Genomic DNA, 16009 nt, shown 5'->3' on the forward strand with positions numbered 1-16009 from the left:
CGCCAGCTTCATTGAACAGTGGGACAAGTCTGTTCTGTTACAGGCTTTTAAACCAGTGCCAGATCCCAAATGAATAACCATCGAGTAAGTCAATGCCAAGGGCGGATTTAACTAAATACAGCAGCAATAAACCAGCCAGCATACAGAAAGATAACAACAGACTGATCATCAGTGCCTGGCCCAGCAAAGACAACTGGCGGGCGTGCCGGCTTTGCTCGCGCACGTTGCGACCGGCGACAAACACATAATAATATCGAAAGCGCCACAACGACAAAGTACCGCGTACATCAATGCGGTGTTTTCCCCACTGCCTGGCGCCTAATGCCACTCTGAGTTCAGCCAGTTGCTGCTCAGTGAAACTTTGCTGTACTGCAGCCGGCATCCGGCTAAGCAGCTTTTGAATGGTTGGATCTTGCCGGATATCTTCAGGCACTGAAACTGTCATCGCGTATCCCGTTCTGATTAACTTTTTGGCTGGCTGGGGCGACAAAAATCTCGTTGCACTCTTTGCTCGATGAACGGTGATGCCTGCCGCAGCTGAGTGCGCAAATAGATACAACCCAGCCGCTGCATCTGATAATTACGCACCAGGGGTAAGGTTTTGCTATAAATCGCATGAGGCGAAGCCACCACCTGCGCCAGCGTCTGATACGCCAGTGCTTTTTGCTGCACCGTCAGGTAACTCCAACGCGAAAATGCCACTGCTAAAGTGCGATGCTGCACATCGTCCAGATAAGGCCCATACTGTTTTGCCAGGGCAATTTGCTCAAAAGCATCGGTTAAACGAAACTGGACTGAAGCTAAATACCAGGCATAATCGGCATAAGCCACAGCCCAGGCTGGGCGCAACCGAATGGCATCAGTATAATACTGCTCCACCCCAGCCATCTGCTCGCTGGCCAAATAACCTTTAAACCAGCCCCACTCCTGCACTTTGGCCATCATTAATAAATAGTGCGGGTGCGCAGGTTCCAGTTGCAGCACCTTGTGCATGGCTGCATCGGCCGCCTGAAACTGCGCTTCGGTCAGTTGGCTGCTGTCACTGTTCCACTGATATAACCAATGTTGCACCTGAAAATAATTCATGCTGGCCCAACCGGCTCGCCACACTAATGTCAGCAACCAGACGACTGTCACAGCCAGCAGCACAATGATCAATCGTTTGGTGTTAAGTGCCAGTGGCGCTGTGTGCATGACTGATTCCTTATCAGGCCGGAAAGTGCATTGACTGTGCGATCAATGCCGGATGTTCGTTCACCAGCCGACTGGCATAGCTCGCATCCGTCAGCGCGGCGACGGCGGCAAAAGCGGCGGCCAGTTTTGGTGGCCGACGCTGCAGATTGTGACAGTCTGTCGCCATAATGGTGAATAGTCTTTGTTGTAACAAGGCTGCTGCACATTGCTGATGCCGCTCGCCCAAATCACCCAGCACCGAAGATGCCGTCAGTTGAAACAAACAACCAGCGCGGATCAGTGGGTTTAACACCGAGAGATCGGCCTGCACTTCCCTATTGCGCTCAGGATGAGCAATCATCGGCACAATATTACGCTGCAACAGCCACTTCATTAATTTGTCACTGCCAGGCGGAATATGACTATGCGGAAACTCCAGTAATAACACTTGCTGGCCTTGCCAGGTGCCTAGCATCGGCAACTGTTGCTGCGCAACGGCCAGCATCAGATCGGCAGTGACTCTGACCTCAGCCGCAGCTGATAACTGGATGTTGATGCCAGCGGCTTGCGCCGCCTGTTGTAACACCACCAGGCTTTGTTGAATAGTCAACGGCGTATTATCAAAATAACCAGGATTAATATGCGGTGTGGCGACCATATGACTGATGCCATCGGCCACAGCTAAGCGTAACAACGCCAGCGATTCAGTCAAATCACTGGCGCCATCATCGATGCCCGGTAAAATATGGCAATGCAGATCAATCATGCTGATTCTGATTTTTCCGCATAATACTGATAATAACCGTATGAACCATAATATTTTTCCGCTTTTTTCATATCCAGATCGTTCAGCACCACACCAAAAACTTTGGCATGAGCTGTCACTAGCTTCGACAGCGATAACTGGATCAAACCACTGCGGGTGTGATCAGCTTTGACCACCACCACCACCGCATCAGCAAAACGCGATAACACCAAGGCATCGCTGACCGCATGGACCGGCGGCGTATCGATAATAATTTTACTGTAACGCGATTTAAGCTCAGTTAATAAAGCTTCAAAACGTGGGTTTGACAATAATTCCAATGGATTGAGCGGAATTGCGCCTGCAGCCAGAATATCCACCCCACTCTTTTCATCGGTGACAATACAATCGGCCAGACTTTCAGTTTCCGCCAGATAGTTGGCTAAACCGGGCTGGAAAGCTGGTAACCCAAAACGCTTGGCGACTGTTGGTTTACGCATATCGGCATCAATCAACAACACTTTTTCCAGCTGGGCATAAGCAAAAGCGATATTGCTTGACACTGTTGATTTGCCCTCTTCCGGAATAGAAGATGTTACTTCAATCACTTGCAGTGGTTTATCAATCGCCAGTAACGAAATACTGGTTCTAATACTGCGCACCGCTTCACTGAATTGCCGCTGCTCTGGATCGAAGAACAGTTTATTCCGTTCGGTATCCGCCATTTTACCCGGTACCGAAGGCAACATGCCAAGCGCGCGTTGTTGCAACAATTGTTCGATATCCTGGTTCGTTTTGATGGTATCGTTCAGCGATTCCATCACAAAAGCCACAATAACGCCAAAACCGAGCGCGGCGATAAATGCCAGTACCACAATCAACTTGCGCTTTGGTTTAAATGGATCCGTCGCAGGCATAGCCCGATCGGTAAAACGGGCTATGGCAGAGTTAAAATCACCCGCCACTTCGGTTTCTTTTTGTCGCGCCATAAAGGTATCAAACAACTGACGGTTGGTTTCTACTTCACGTTGCAACCGTTGGTATTCTGTTTCTTTACCACTTAAATCCTGATACTGCACTTTGGCGCGCGACATTTCCGCTTCCAGTGAATTCAGGTTCTGCGTCGCGGTTTGAGCTTCGCTTTCGATACCGGCAATCAGCTTACGGATCTGTTCACGCAGGTTGTCCTGCACCGACACCAATTCTGATTTAGCTGCCAGTAATTTCGGGTGTTTCGGGCCGTAAATTTTGCTCAGCTCAGACACTTTACGTTCCGCCGTCACTTGCTCGCGCTTGACGTTTTGCACGCCAGGATGGGCGGTAATTTCCGGTAAAGATTCTATGCGGTCAATTTTATCGCTGCCGTATTGTGAAATAACCCGGATAAAACCATCGACCTGGGCTTTTTTCGCCCGGGCAACGGTAATTTCAGTGCCAAGCCGCTCCAGCTCCTGGCTGCCCAGACTACGCACACCGGCCACATCAATCAGACCTTCCCGAATGCGGAATTCCTGCAACGCTTGTTCTGATTGGTCCAGTCTTAACCGCAGTTCACCTAAACGGCCACCAAGCCAGGTATTCGCCTTTTGTGTGATGCCCATTTTGGCTTCTAACTGGCTTTCAATGTAGGCATCCCCTACTGCATTCGCCACCGCAGCCGCCAGTTTTGCATCATGCGATTCAAAAGTGATATTCACCAACTGGGTTTTGCGCACCGGCTCAATGCTCAAGCGACCGACAAATTTTTCGATCAGTTTCTCTTTAGCCCGGGCAGCTTTATCTTCCGGCGATAAAGCTGCGGTTTCTGCCGGTAAAAATGGCAGTTGCTCTTTAATCATGCTGGTCAGGGAAGGCTCCGGAATAAAATCCGGATGTTCAGCCAGCTTTAACCGGTCAATCACGGTTTCTGCAATACTACGGGATTTTAAAATCTCAAACTGCGTCAGGTAATATTCCTGCTGCATCGAGTTGATACCGTACACTTCTTCAATTTTTACCGCCTTGGCCTGCTGTGCTTCAATCAGCAGGGTGGCTTTGGAACTGAACAAAGGTTTCATGTTCAGCACCACAAATACCGTCAGTGCAGCGACCAGAATTGCCAGTAATAAAATGCGCCACTTTGCTCTGTTGATCACAGCAAAATATTTACGCAGGTCGATCACTTCTTCCCTGGCCTGGTTTGAGCCTTGCGATTCAACAATTAACGACATTAGAAAAATCTCTGTTCAATGGTGATGGTATCACCGGCGCTGATCCGGCTGGTTAAAGTACCATTTTGCGTGGTGTTTTTGTCGCCTTCACGGGAGATAAAAATTTTCTCCCGTGAGGCACGTTCTGTCAGACCACCCGCCAGTGCTATCGCCTGGTTGACTGTCATGCCCGGCTGATAAGGGTATCCGCCGGGTTTTTTCACTTCACCATGAATATAAAATGGCCGGTATTGCACAATACCGACAAAAACGTTTGGTTCGACGAAATAATCGCCTTTCAAGCCCTGATATACATGCTGCTCAACCTGTTTAATGGTCATACCGGTCACTTTGATTGTGCCCAGAAACGGATAATTGACTGTGCCATTATCCGTCAGCTGAGTTTCAAGTTTAAGTTCATCCTCACCAAAAACCTGGATCACAATAATATCTCCAGGGCCCAGGATGTAATTGTCAGCTTCCTGAGCCTGAACTAACACCGAGCATACCAATATCCATACGAGCAGCAGGTACTTCATCACTTATCCTTACAGAGTAAACGCGGCGGTGAGGCCGAAAATAGTCCGATCATATTCAATTGCCGCCACTGAAGAATTACGATCTTCCAGTTGCGCAAAAGCAGTCAATTTTAGCCAGCGTAACATTTGGTGACTGAGTTCTGCCGTGGCAATACGGCTGGTATCAGTCCGGTTCAACACGTTGTATTCGTTATCCATATACTCAAGCGATAATTTGGTGCTCCAGCTTTCGCTCCAGTCATGGTTCCAGCCAACTGCTGCACTGGTTTCCAGAATGTAGTCGCCTGTCACGTTGACAGAGTCAACGTCTTTAGCGCGACGACCGGCAGCAAAATCAACCGCGGTATAGGTCAGCGGTTGCCAGACAAAAGTGGCTTCCCAGGCAAAACCGCCGAAATCTTCCCGCTGGGCGATTTCAAAGTTTTTGTCCTGATAACCCAGTTTCAGCGCACCCACGCTCACCGTGGTAAATGCCCATTCCACACCAAGACGGTAGTTGGTGTCGCGGTTGTCACGGCTGCCTGTTGGATCAACCAGTTGGTAGATAATATCTGCACTATTGATTTCCGTCACCGCTTTAAAAGCAGAAGGTAACTGATATAAGAAACCGGCACCAAACAACACCGAATCGAAATCACGATATTGCGTGCTTTGACGGAAGTTTGAATACTCTTTGTTGTACAAACGGGTATTGACCCGCACTTGACCCGGCGTACTGACGGCGCCGTATTTATATTCGGCATCTAAGGTACGATCAATAAAATTAACCACCTCTGCCTGAACCAGACCATTGCCCTGGGTGATACCAGTACCACGTTCTTCATGTAACCAACGGTTATTTAAGCTAAATTTAAAATTATCGCGGCTGGATGGAGAAATCACTGCTTCCGCTTGCAGGTAACCATCGGTGAAGTTATCGGCTTCACTGCTGTAGTAACGACCATTGGTCAGGGCACCAGATAAGGTATAGACATCGGCGCCATCGGCAATCATCGCTTTTAATGAAGGTGTTAGTACACCAACCCAACTGCTGATTTCGTTGACGTTTGAACGGGCAACGTTGTCATCATGTTTCAGCGTACTGGTCAGCGCCGGCACAAAATCAATCCCTGACTCTGTGGTAATCACACCGGCTTCTTGCGCAGCGGCCACACCTGCAAAGCTAAGCAATGCAGTGCTGATGATAATAGCTGTGTTAGTTTTCATAAATTTCCCTTGTTTTTCAGTACACATTTTTTCCACCAAATCCCTTAAATAAAGTTTTAAAAATAATTTTTACATCCCACCACAACGACCAGTTACGGATATAAAATAAATCGAATTCAACCCGTTTCTCCATTTTATCCAGAGTATCGGTTTCACCGCGCCAGCCGTTAATTTGCGCCCAGCCGGTAATGCCTGGTTTGACTTTGTGCCGCAGCATATAAAAAGAAACATGGTTACGGTAATGTTCGTTGTGAGCAACCGCATGAGGTCTGGGGCCAACCACTGACATCTGGCCACAGAGCACATTAATAAACTGCGGCAGCTCATCGAGTGAAGTGCGGCGCAAAAAAGCCCCGAGTGGCGTCACTCTTTTGTCGCCCTTAGTCGCCTGTACCACAGTGTCAGCATTTTCCATCACTTTCATACTGCGGAATTTGTAGACACCAATTTTCTTGCCATCCAGACCATAGCGGTCTTGTTTAAACAACACCGGCCCTTTGGAAGTTAATTTAATCAGCGCGGCAATAATCAGCAGCACGGGCAATAAACCAATCAGTGCCGCTGTACTAAAGAGGATATCAAAAGTGCGTTTGAGGTAGTTTTGCACGCCATAATGCGGCGACTCAAACACACTGATAGTGTCGATGTCACCGACATTGCTCAAGCGGCCATGCATCATATTGATAAACAACAGATCTGGCACCAAAAAAACATCCAGCGTGGTATCACCCAGTTGCTGCACAATTTGCTGGATCCGTTTATCGGCATGCAAAGGTAAACTGATGTATAACCGGCTGATCACACCTGACTGTGCCGTCAGCACCGAATCATTCACTGTGCCCAACACAAACTGACGATATTCTTCCGGAAAACGAGCCACTTCCCTATCATCGAAAAATCCGATACATTGGAATCCAAGCTCTGGGTGGTTGTTAAATTCATGAAAGAGTTGCACGCCGCGCGGGGTTAACCCGACAATGGCCACTTTTTGTAAATTCACGCCATGTTCCAGTTGTACTTTACGGATCAGACGTAACAAAATTCGCCAGCTGAGCATCAGTTGTAAAGAAAAAAGGAACCACAAGCCAATGACGACCCTGGAAAAGCTGGCACCCGCTTTAAACAAAAATAACACACTGGCCAGCACACCAAAGGCAATAATCAAGATCACCATCACCAGCCAGAGCATTTTTGAAAACCGGCCAACACGCCAATAACGATATAATTGCAACGCTTCGGCTATATAAGTAAAAACGACGATGTGCGCGAGTAATAAAATCAAATAATTTTTATCAAAATCAACGCCGTAAACATGACAAGTGAGTAATAAAACTATGATAAGTATAGAGATATCGATAAATCGATATAAGAAGGCATAGCCGTTATTCGCGACTTCAAGCGGGTTTGACTTATTCAAAACAATACTCTTCCGTGATTACAAAATGTGACATTTGTATTGCCAGGCGGCGATTTTACTCATTGCGCTACTTGGTTGCAAACAGAAATCTTCAACAAGGTATCTCAATTTAGTAACAGCTAAAGCAATACAGTTGTAATATAACACCATTTTATCAGATCCCCTATCGGCACATTTTGTTATCATGACTAAGTCATCACTGTGCAGACCAGTGACAACAACAGAGGATCCATTTTCAGATGCAATTACCGTTTTTTTATCGGTTCGGCTGCCTGGCGCTGTTGCTATTAACCAGCAGTTGCAGCCAAAAGCCCGACATTAATCAATTTGTGTTACTGCCTGATGAAATTAGTGAAAGCTCTGCCTTGTTGTGCCTCGACAACGGCCATTTCCTCACGTTAAACGATTCTGGTAATAGTAGTGAGTTGTTCGAAATTGACCATCAGGGCCGGATTTTGCAGCGGACAAAACTAGCTGTCAGCAATACCGACTGGGAAGCCATGACACAAAGCCAGCACCAGATCTGGATTGGTGACATTGGCAATAACAGTGGCAGCAGAAAACAAACCTGGTTGTGGCAGTTGCAAAAGCCCTGGCAGCAACCGCAGGTACCGCATCAGATCCTGTTACAGCGACCTGACTATCCTACATCGCTACCAGCGCCATATCAGCATGATCTGGATGCCGAAGCTTTGGCTTACGCCAATGGCAGTGTCTGGCTGTTCAGTAAAAGTTGGTTCAGTGGCAGCACACAGGTTTTTCAGTGGGCAGCCGGGCAACCACTGCGCCAAGCTGCTGCTATTGCGGGCTTAACCGGCCTGGTGACCGACGCCGCTTTTAGTGAAGCGGAACAATTGTTTGTGTTGGTCGGTTATGCCGATATGCGGAAAAACCCGCTGCAGTTTATCTTCAGCAACAACTACCAGCCCTTTCTGGCGCTGGTTGACACTGATTTCCAATTGATCAGGCAAATACCGCTGCAGAGCAGTGGCCAGGTCGAGGCGGTTTGTGTTGATAAGCAACAACAAGTATGGCTGACGCAAGAAGAGTCTAAAGCGCAACCTGCCATGTTATGGCGGTTAGGCACAGTTGGATCGCTGCGCTCTGGCGGCCAATAATCTGGCTGTTGCGATACTTTTGCAGTGGCTTGATGCAGGGGCGTCAAGAAAACAACATAAAGTCTTAACAATTTAATCAGTGCTTTTACGCTGGTTGTTGCGTAAAATTCAGTGACTAGTTTAACAGGCAGTAAATTGTTACATCTGTCCGCAGTAAGCGTCAGTATACTTTACAAGGCACTTAAGCGCATTTTGTTGAGCCCCTTGTAAATCAATGAGTTGCAATTTTAGGCATGGTTTTTGCTTAATTGCTTGGTGTATTTTAAAATGTCACAGGAGTGTCAATGTTGTCTAATCATTTATTAAAAGCAGTTGCAGTGATTGTGGGTTTATCCTCACTGCATGCCAATGCATCCCTAATCAAAAACGGAAGTTTTGAAGATGCTTTCGACGGCGTTGCTGAAAGTGTAAAAATGTCGAATCAGTATATCTACCAACCTTCACGTCATATTGACTCTTTAGGTTCGCAAGCGACTGATAATCGTTGGGGTGTATACAACTACCTGCCGGGTTGGAGCATGTTGTATAACACTGGTGTTGAAATCAACCACAGCGGTGTGACCACTGGTGTCAACGGTGTTTCTACATCTTTTGATGCGCAGGATGGCAATCGTTTCCTGGAATTAGATACACACTTTGACGTTCGTAATGGTGCACTGTCAGGTTCTTCTAACGCTGGTATTTACCAGGGTCTGGAAAATCTGGTGATCGGAAAAACCTATGAACTGACATTTTGGTACCGTGCCCGTAACACTAACCTGGATGACAACCTGTTAGATGTGTACTGGTTAACTCAGGATGATTTACCAAACTATGCTGGTAATCAGACTGCAACAATCGACTTCAACAGTGCAGTGATTGTTGACAACAAAACAGTGAATAACCACGAAAACTGGGTGCAGTACAAATTTGATTTAACTGCTACTTCTGCCAGCATGGTATTAGGTTTTGGTGGCGCTGGTCAAAAGTCAGTTTCTTTTAACTGGCAAAATAAGCAATACACCAGCGTTGACGGTAACAAGCAAGGTGCGTTACTGGATAACGTTAGCCTGGCTGCCAAAATTCCTGAACCTGCAACTTTTGCAATGTTCGGTTTAGCAGCTGCCGGCTTACTGGCTCGTCGCCGTAAAGTCTAAGCATAAAGCTATCAAAAAGCGGCTAAGGCCGCTTTTTTTATGTCTGTATCATTTGATGCCGGGTAGGTTGGCTGCTGTGATTGGTAGGTCGGGACTTGCCACGAAGTGCGACAAAGCGTGAAGCGCTGCGGCAGTCCGACAGGTGCGATCGGTGAATCATCGTTTGGTTGGCTGTGAGATTATTGGCATAACATATCGGACTGCCCCGGCGGGGCCGTGTCGCACTTCGTGGTGAGTCCGACCTACAGATCCGTAGCAAATCCGATCTTGGTAAATGGTAGATAAATGCGTAGGTCGGACTCGACCAACTGCATAGCAGTTGGGCTGTCCGACAGGTGTAATGGGCGAATCATGGTTTGGTTGGCTGTGAGATTATTGGCATGACATGTCGGACTGCCCCGGCTTTTTCGCCGGGTCGAGTCCGACCTACAAATCCATGGCGAGTCGAAAAGGTGCGATCGGCGAATCATGGTTTGGTTGACTGTGAGATGATTGGCATAACATGTCGGACTGCCCCGGCGGGGCCGTGGTGCACTTCGTGGCCAATCCGACCTGCGGTGACTGATATATACGCGCCAGCCGCATGTAATGCCAAATAAATCAGTCAGTTATATAGTGCCATCACTATTCTTGTTGTTGTAATAACAACGCCACCACCTCGGCCGTTTTTTGTTGCATCAAGGCGATATCGCCGCGGCTTTCAACATTGAGCCGTACTAAGGGTTCTGTGTTAGAGCTGCGTAAATTAAAGCGCCAGTTGCCAAACTCCAGGCTGATCCCATCGGTCTCATCCAGACTCAAAGCAGTTGCTGCATAATGACTTTTCAGTCGCAATAAGGTTTGCGCCGGTTCTGCGATGGTGAAATTCAGCTCACCTGACGAAGGATAAGCGGCAATCCGCTCATCAACCAGAGCCGACAAGGCTTTGCCTTTGACACACATCAACTGCGCAACTAGCAACCAGGGGATCATACCGCTGTCGCAATAGGCAAAGTCGCGAAAATAATGATGAGCGCTCATCTCACCACCATAAACCGCGTCCTCCAGTCGCATCCGCTCTTTAATAAAGGCGTGGCCGGTTTTAGACTGAATGGCATGACCACCCGCTTGTTGCACCAGTTCAATCGTATTCCAGGTTAACCTTGGATCATGGATCACGCGTGCACCAGCATGCTGTTGCAAAAAGGCTTCTGCCAGCAGGCCAACAATATAATAGCCTTCAATAAAACGTCCGGTTTCATCAAACAAAAAACAGCGATCAAAATCACCATCCCAAGCCACACCAAAATCGGCTTGATGCTTGAGCACTGCAGCACTGGTGTCGGCTCGATTTTCCGGCAATAACGGATTAGGGATCCCATTGGGAAAAGTCGGATCCGGTGCATGGTGCACTTTGATAAATTCAATCGGTAACTGCAATTGTGCAAACCGCTGCTCCAGCGCATCCACCACATGACCGGCAGCGCCATTACCGGAATTCACCACAATTTTTAATGGCTTAAACAACTCAGGCTGGATATAACCGAGTAAATGTGCCACATAAGCCGCCAGCACGGATTGTTGCCGGTATTGGCCCTGCCGGGCTGGCGTGGCAAAGTCGCCCTGCTCTGCCAATTGCCGGATCTGCTGCAAACCACTATCACCACTGATCGGCTTAGCGCCAGCCTGCACCAGTTTCATGCCATTGTAATCCAGCGGGTTATGACTGGCAGTGACTTCAATACCACCACAAACACCCAGCTCAAATGTGGCAAAATACACTTCTTCAGTACCGGTCATACCAAGGTCTATCACATCGGCACCAGCATCTAACATGCCTTGCGCCAGCGCCAGTTTTAATTCTGCTGAAGTGGCACGAACATCACCACCGACCACCACAGTCTTGGCCGCTAAAAACTCAGCAAAAGCACGACCGAGCCGATAAGCAACATCGGTATCGAGTTGCTCAACTAATTTACCGCGAATATCATAAGCTTTGACGCAGTCAATAGCGCGAAATCCGATGCTGTTCATTTATGACCTGCCATAGCGGTCAGCAAACCGCACAATATCGTCTTCACCCAGATAAGAACCAGATTGTACTTCAATCAGTTCTAACGGCACCTTGCCCGGATTTTCCAGTGCATGCACCGCCGTGATCGGGATATACACCGACTGATTTTCCGTCAGATACTGATCCTGGCCATCAATTGTCACTTTGGCAGTGCCTGACACCACAATCCAGTGTTCAGCTCTGTGATGGTGCATCTGCACCGATAATTTGGCACCGGGTTTTACCGTGATCCGCTTCACCTGAAAACGCTCACCATGGTCCACGGAGTCATATTTGCCCCAAGGCCGATACACTTCGCGATGAAAGGTCGCTTCGGGCCGGCCGGCCTGTTTCAACCTTTGCACTATGGCTTTGACATCTTGTGCCTGATCTTTATGGGCCACCAGCACCGCATCTTTGGTGCTGATCACCACCAGATCCTGCACGCCGACAGTGGCAACCAGTTGTTGTTCGGACCGCACATAACAATTTTCGGTCTGATGCGTCATCACATCGCCATGCAACACATTACCAGCAGCGTCTTTCTGATCGACCTGCCATAACGCAGCAAAACCACCGACATCATTCCAACCAGCAGCCAATGGCATCACCACCACGGCATCAGGTTGCGTTGCAGTGAGTGGTTCCATAATGGCGTAATCGACAGACTCATCCGGGCAGGCAATAAAAGCAGCCTCGGTAATACGAACAAAATCCAGATCCGGTGTCAGCTGTGCCAGCGCGTCCTGACAACATTTCAGAATATCTGGCCTAAATTGCTGTAACTGTTGTAAATACACCGAAGCGCGGAACATAAACATGCCGCTGTTCCAGTAATAATCCCCGCTTTGCAAATAACGTTCTGCCGTCTGCAGATCCGGTTTTTCGACAAAAGCAGCCACATAAAAACCCTGCTGTGTTGCTGTTTCATCACCACGGCGGATATAACCGTAACCGGTTTCGGCATGAGTCGGCACGATGCCGAAGGTCACCAGCTTGCCAGCTTGGGCGGCAGGTAACGCTTGCTCAACTGCAGCACGAAACACAGCTTCGTCGCCAATCACATGATCAGCTGCCAGCACCAGCAATATGGGATCTTCACCTTGTAACTGCGATTGGATCGCTGCCAGTGCGATGGCCGGCGCCGTATTACGGCCAACCGGTTCCAATAAAATGGTGCTATTGCTGATCTGTAGTTGCCGGCATTGCTCGGCGGCAATAAACCGATGTTCTTCATTACAAATCAACAGCGGTGCGCTATGCGACAAACCGCGCAGTCGCAGAATAGTCTGTTGCAACATCGTTTCTTTGCCGTTGAGTGCCAGAAACTGTTTCGGGTAATTGCCGCGTGACAGTGGCCATAATCTGCTGCCAGATCCGCCCGCCATAATGACCGGTTTAAGCATAAAAGAATTCCTTGTACAATTTTTTGGCAATAAAACCAGTGTGGGTAAACATCAAAGCCCTGTCAAACCACGCGACGAAACCAGCGATATCCCAGCAAACATTAACATCTTAGCGTAGCCTGATGCTGTAAAAACCACTGATAGGTCTGCTCTAAACCTAGCGGCAACGACCACTGCGGTTGCCAGCCACAACTTTGCAGTTTACTGATATCTAATAGTTTTCTGGCAGTACCTTCCGGCTGTGTCGGGTCAAAACTCAGTTGGCCCTGATAACCGACCACTTGCGCAATCATGGCGGCCAGTTCAGCAATACTGACATCCTCACCGCAACCGACATTGATATGGCGTTGTTGCGGGCTGGTCAATTGCTGATAGTCGTCGCTACCAAGCGCAAGCAAACGCCAGATGGCACTGGCCGCATCATCCACATGCAAAAATTCGCGTTTCGCCAGGCCGGAACCCCAAATAGGTACCGTCGGCGCCGCCGCCAGTTTGGCCTGATGAATTCTCAGCAGCAGCCCCGGGATCACATGGCTGTAATTTGGATGAAAATAATCAGCTGGACCATATAAATTGGTCGGCATCACAGCACGAAAATCGGCGCCATACTGCCGAAAATAACTTTCACAGAGTTTAATCCCGGCAATTTTGGCAATGGCATAAGGCTCGTTGGTCGGTTCCAGCGCGCCGGTCAGCAACTCGGCCTCAGCCATTGGCTGCTGCGCCAATTTGGGGTAAATACAGCTTGAACCTAACACCATCAACCGCTCTACCCCCTGCTGCCAGGCTGCATGCAGGATATTGGCCTGGATCAGCAAATTCTGATACAGAAATTCGGCCGGCTGTTGCTGATTGGCTACAATACCACCGACCTTCGCCGCCGCAATAATCACCCAATCCGGTGCTGTGGCGGCAAAAAACTGTTCGACCTCGGCCTGACGGGTTAAATCCAGCTGCGAGCGCTGTGCCAACACTAATTCAATACCAGGCTGCTGGCTGAGTAAACGACATAAGGCCTGACCCACCATGCCCTGATGGCCGGCAATAAATACTTTTAACGCCGTGCCCGACCGCGTGGTCGCTTGCTGCAGCTCAACCATACGGATACTCACCAAAACCATGCTCGGCTAATAAACGCGATTTTTGCGCTTGTTGCAAATCATGTAACATCATTTCCTTGCACAAAGCGGCAAAATCGACACTCGGCTGCCAACCAAGCACGGCCTTGGCTTTACTGGCATCGCCTAATAATGCATCCACTTCCGCCGGACGGAAATAACGCGGGTCCACCCGTACGATCACGCTGCCAGCGCGCAACTGGGGGGTGCGGGCCGGATCTGAGCTGACGATAGTGGCGACTTCGTTTAAACCTTCGCCAGAAAATGCCAGCTCAAGTCCAATCACGGCAGCACAGTGCCTGACAAAGTCACGGACCGAATATTGTTCACCGGTGGCAATCACATAATCATCTGGTTGTTGTTGTTGCAGCATCTGCCACACCATCTGCATATAATCGCGGGCATGGCCCCAATCGCGCCGCGCGTCAAGATTGCCAAGATAGAGGCAATCCTGTTGCCCGGTGGCAATGGCTGCCAGAGCACGGCTAATTTTACGGGTCACAAAGGTCTCACCACGGCGCGGGGATTCATGGTTAAACAAAATGCCGTTACAAGCAAAGATGCCATATGATTCCCGGTAATTGACGGTGATCCAATAAGCATACAACTTGGCAACGGCATAAGGTGAGCGTGGATAAAACGGCGTTTTTTCGTTTTGCCGGTCACTTTGCACCAGGCCATACAATTCTGAAGTCGAAGCCTGAAAAAAACGGCAACTGTCGGCTAAACCTGCCTGGCGAATGGCTTCCAGCATCCGCAAAGTGCCAAGCGCATCAACATCAGCGGTATATTCAGGTGCTTCAAAGGACACCGCCACATGGCTTTGGGCAGCCAGATTGTAAATTTCATCCGGTTTAATTTTGGCAATCAGCCCTGCCAGATTACTGCCATCGGTCATATCGCCATAATGTAAAAACAACCGTGGTTCGGCGCAATGCGGATCCTGATAAATATGATCAATGCGTTCGGTGTTGAGCGACGAGGAACGCCGTTTCAGGCCATGGACCAAATAGCCTTTTGCCAACAACAATTCAGCCAGATAAGAGCCATCCTGACCGGTAATGCCGCTGATCAAGGCGACTTTTGCTGCGGGCTTAGCGTTGGTGCTATTGTTTTGCATTGCTGTCCTTAACATACTACCGCTTAAGGCTTTATCTTACTGCGGATCCATTGCCAACCAAAGTGAAGAATAAAACGCGGGTTATGCTTTAAATACCGGCCAGACAGCCGCTTTGGCTCCAATGATAACCGGTATAACCATTCCAGACCCAGTTGCTGCAACAGCTTAGGGGCATGACTTTTACTGCCGGCCAGATAATCAAAGGCCGCTCCCACGCCAAACATCAGCGGTGGCGTGCGCTGCAACTCAGCCGACAGTGTGGGCCAGTGCGCCTGATGTAATGCCATCCAGCGCTCTTGTTTCGGGCAACCCAGCCCGACCAGTAAAATCTGCACTTGCTGTTGCTGGATTAATTGTAGCGCCAGTTCGTCGACTGGCAGTTCGGCCGGAAAATAAGGCGGCGCATAACTATAGACAATGTTCAGCGCCGGAAAACGACGGCACAGCTGCTGCTCTAACTGCAACAACAATTGCTGATTGGAGCCGCCGTATAAGCCGACTCTTAGCCCTTCAGTCGCCGCTTTTTCACACAAGGCCAACACCAAATCATAACCACGGATCTGAGCGGCTTGCTGGCAACCGGATAAGCGCTGCGCCCAGTAAATCGGCCGGCCATCGGCCAGTACCAACTGCGCTTGGAGCAGAATGCCGGCAAAAGCCGGATCATCATAGGCTTCCATACACATATGCACATTGGCCAGACACACGTAACCGCCGGCAGCTTGCTGCAAATTTTGGCTGATAGCGGTTAAAGCACCAGCCAGCGTGGTGCCATGGGTCGGTAACGAAAGCACTGTGCAATTTTCCAAA

At 49.0% G+C, this 16009-nt stretch carries 14 protein-coding genes; 2 read left to right on the plus strand and 12 right to left on the minus strand.

Going from position 1 to position 16009, the window contains the following annotated elements:
* Positions 1-37: 37 nt before the first annotated feature.
* Genes AC53GJ_RS12095 through AC53GJ_RS12125 form a run of 7 tightly spaced genes read right to left on the minus strand, consistent with a single transcriptional unit; the run spans position 38 to position 7269 of the window.
* Positions 38-445 (minus strand): 3-phosphoshikimate 1-carboxyvinyltransferase, encoded by a 408-nt coding sequence (locus AC53GJ_RS12095; RefSeq protein WP_496727956.1) that lies wholly within the window; start codon positions 443-445, stop codon positions 38-40.
* Between the two features lie 17 nt (positions 446-462).
* The gene (locus AC53GJ_RS12100; RefSeq protein ID WP_496727957.1) at positions 463-1194 is read right to left on the minus strand and encodes a hypothetical protein; all 732 of its coding nucleotides are present in this window, start codon (positions 1192-1194) and stop codon (positions 463-465) included.
* A 13-nt stretch (positions 1195-1207) separates the two neighbouring features.
* Positions 1208-1939 (minus strand): tyrosine-protein phosphatase, encoded by a 732-nt coding sequence (locus AC53GJ_RS12105; RefSeq protein ID WP_496727958.1) that lies wholly within the window; start codon positions 1937-1939, stop codon positions 1208-1210.
* Positions 1936-4128 carry a GumC family protein gene (locus AC53GJ_RS12110; protein ID WP_496727959.1) on the minus strand — a complete coding sequence of 731 codons (2193 nt, stop codon included), beginning with the start codon at positions 4126-4128 and terminating at the stop codon, positions 1936-1938. The genes AC53GJ_RS12105 and AC53GJ_RS12110 overlap by 4 nt, the downstream gene beginning before the upstream one ends.
* The gene (locus AC53GJ_RS12115) at positions 4128-4646 is read right to left on the minus strand and encodes a polysaccharide biosynthesis/export family protein (protein ID WP_496727960.1); all 519 of its coding nucleotides are present in this window, start codon (positions 4644-4646) and stop codon (positions 4128-4130) included. The genes AC53GJ_RS12110 and AC53GJ_RS12115 overlap by 1 nt, the downstream gene beginning before the upstream one ends.
* 9 nt (positions 4647-4655) lie before the next feature.
* On the minus strand, positions 4656-5852 hold the full coding sequence (locus AC53GJ_RS12120; RefSeq protein ID WP_496727961.1) for an outer membrane beta-barrel protein: 1197 nt from the start codon (positions 5850-5852) through the stop codon (positions 4656-4658).
* 16 nt (positions 5853-5868) lie between these two features.
* Positions 5869-7269 carry an undecaprenyl-phosphate glucose phosphotransferase gene (locus AC53GJ_RS12125; RefSeq protein ID WP_496727962.1) on the minus strand — a complete coding sequence of 467 codons (1401 nt, stop codon included), beginning with the start codon at positions 7267-7269 and terminating at the stop codon, positions 5869-5871.
* A gap of 239 nt (positions 7270-7508) precedes the next feature.
* Between AC53GJ_RS12125 and AC53GJ_RS12130 the strand changes: the two genes are divergently transcribed.
* On the plus strand, positions 7509-8387 hold the full coding sequence (locus AC53GJ_RS12130) for a hypothetical protein (protein WP_496727963.1): 879 nt from the start codon (positions 7509-7511) through the stop codon (positions 8385-8387).
* A 284-nt stretch (positions 8388-8671) separates the two neighbouring features.
* On the plus strand, positions 8672-9523 hold the full coding sequence (locus tag AC53GJ_RS12135; protein ID WP_496727964.1) for a PEP-CTERM sorting domain-containing protein: 852 nt from the start codon (positions 8672-8674) through the stop codon (positions 9521-9523).
* Positions 9524-10147: 624 nt separating this feature from the next.
* Here the strand turns inward: AC53GJ_RS12135 and AC53GJ_RS12140 are convergent.
* The 5 genes from AC53GJ_RS12140 to AC53GJ_RS12160 all read right to left on the minus strand — a co-directional run bounded on the left by AC53GJ_RS12140 (position 10148) and on the right by AC53GJ_RS12160 (position 16008).
* A complete protein-coding gene (locus AC53GJ_RS12140; protein WP_496727965.1) occupies positions 10148-11536 on the minus strand; it encodes a phosphohexomutase domain-containing protein in 1389 nt (462 codons plus the stop codon).
* Positions 11537-12961: a mannose-1-phosphate guanylyltransferase/mannose-6-phosphate isomerase gene (locus AC53GJ_RS12145; RefSeq protein WP_496727966.1), complete on the minus strand. Its 1425-nt coding sequence runs from the start codon at positions 12959-12961 to the stop codon at positions 11537-11539.
* Positions 12962-13062: 101 nt separating this feature from the next.
* Entirely contained in the window at positions 13063-14061 is a 999-nt protein-coding gene (locus AC53GJ_RS12150; RefSeq protein WP_496732792.1) for a GDP-L-fucose synthase family protein, read from the minus strand.
* Positions 14054-15199, minus strand: coding sequence for a GDP-mannose 4,6-dehydratase (gmd, locus tag AC53GJ_RS12155; RefSeq protein ID WP_496727967.1), 1146 nt, complete (start codon positions 15197-15199; stop codon positions 14054-14056). Before gmd ends, AC53GJ_RS12150 begins: the two co-directional genes overlap by 8 nt.
* A gap of 23 nt (positions 15200-15222) precedes the next feature.
* Entirely contained in the window at positions 15223-16008 is a 786-nt protein-coding gene (locus AC53GJ_RS12160) for a WecB/TagA/CpsF family glycosyltransferase (RefSeq protein WP_496727968.1), read from the minus strand.
* Position 16009 lies beyond the last annotated feature (1 nt).

This window comes from Rheinheimera sp. B2H12 (genome assembly GCF_059620065.1).

Bases quoted from the DNA above. Each gene is read 5' to 3' on its own strand.
- AC53GJ_RS12135 (WP_496727964.1), top strand. From the start codon at position 8,672: ATGTTGTCTAATCATTTATTAAAAGCAGTTGCAGTGATTGTGGGTTTA.
- AC53GJ_RS12105 (WP_496727958.1), bottom strand. From the start codon at position 1,939: ATGATTGATCTGCATTGCCATATTTTACCGGGCATCGATGATGGCGCC.
- AC53GJ_RS12100 (WP_496727957.1), bottom strand. From the start codon at position 1,194: ATGCACACAGCGCCACTGGCACTTAACACCAAACGATTGATCATTGTG.
- AC53GJ_RS12150 (WP_496732792.1), bottom strand. From the start codon at position 14,061: ATGGTTGAGCTGCAGCAAGCGACCACGCGGTCGGGCACGGCGTTAAAA.
- AC53GJ_RS12145 (WP_496727966.1), bottom strand. From the start codon at position 12,961: ATGCTTAAACCGGTCATTATGGCGGGCGGATCTGGCAGCAGATTATGG.
- gmd (WP_496727967.1), bottom strand. From the start codon at position 15,199: ATGCAAAACAATAGCACCAACGCTAAGCCCGCAGCAAAAGTCGCCTTG.
- AC53GJ_RS12115 (WP_496727960.1), bottom strand. From the start codon at position 4,646: ATGAAGTACCTGCTGCTCGTATGGATATTGGTATGCTCGGTGTTAGTT.
- AC53GJ_RS12095 (WP_496727956.1), bottom strand. From the start codon at position 445: ATGACAGTTTCAGTGCCTGAAGATATCCGGCAAGATCCAACCATTCAA.
- AC53GJ_RS12130 (WP_496727963.1), top strand. From the start codon at position 7,509: ATGCAATTACCGTTTTTTTATCGGTTCGGCTGCCTGGCGCTGTTGCTA.
- AC53GJ_RS12110 (WP_496727959.1), bottom strand. From the start codon at position 4,128: ATGTCGTTAATTGTTGAATCGCAAGGCTCAAACCAGGCCAGGGAAGAA.
- AC53GJ_RS12120 (WP_496727961.1), bottom strand. From the start codon at position 5,852: ATGAAAACTAACACAGCTATTATCATCAGCACTGCATTGCTTAGCTTT.
- AC53GJ_RS12140 (WP_496727965.1), bottom strand. From the start codon at position 11,536: ATGAACAGCATCGGATTTCGCGCTATTGACTGCGTCAAAGCTTATGAT.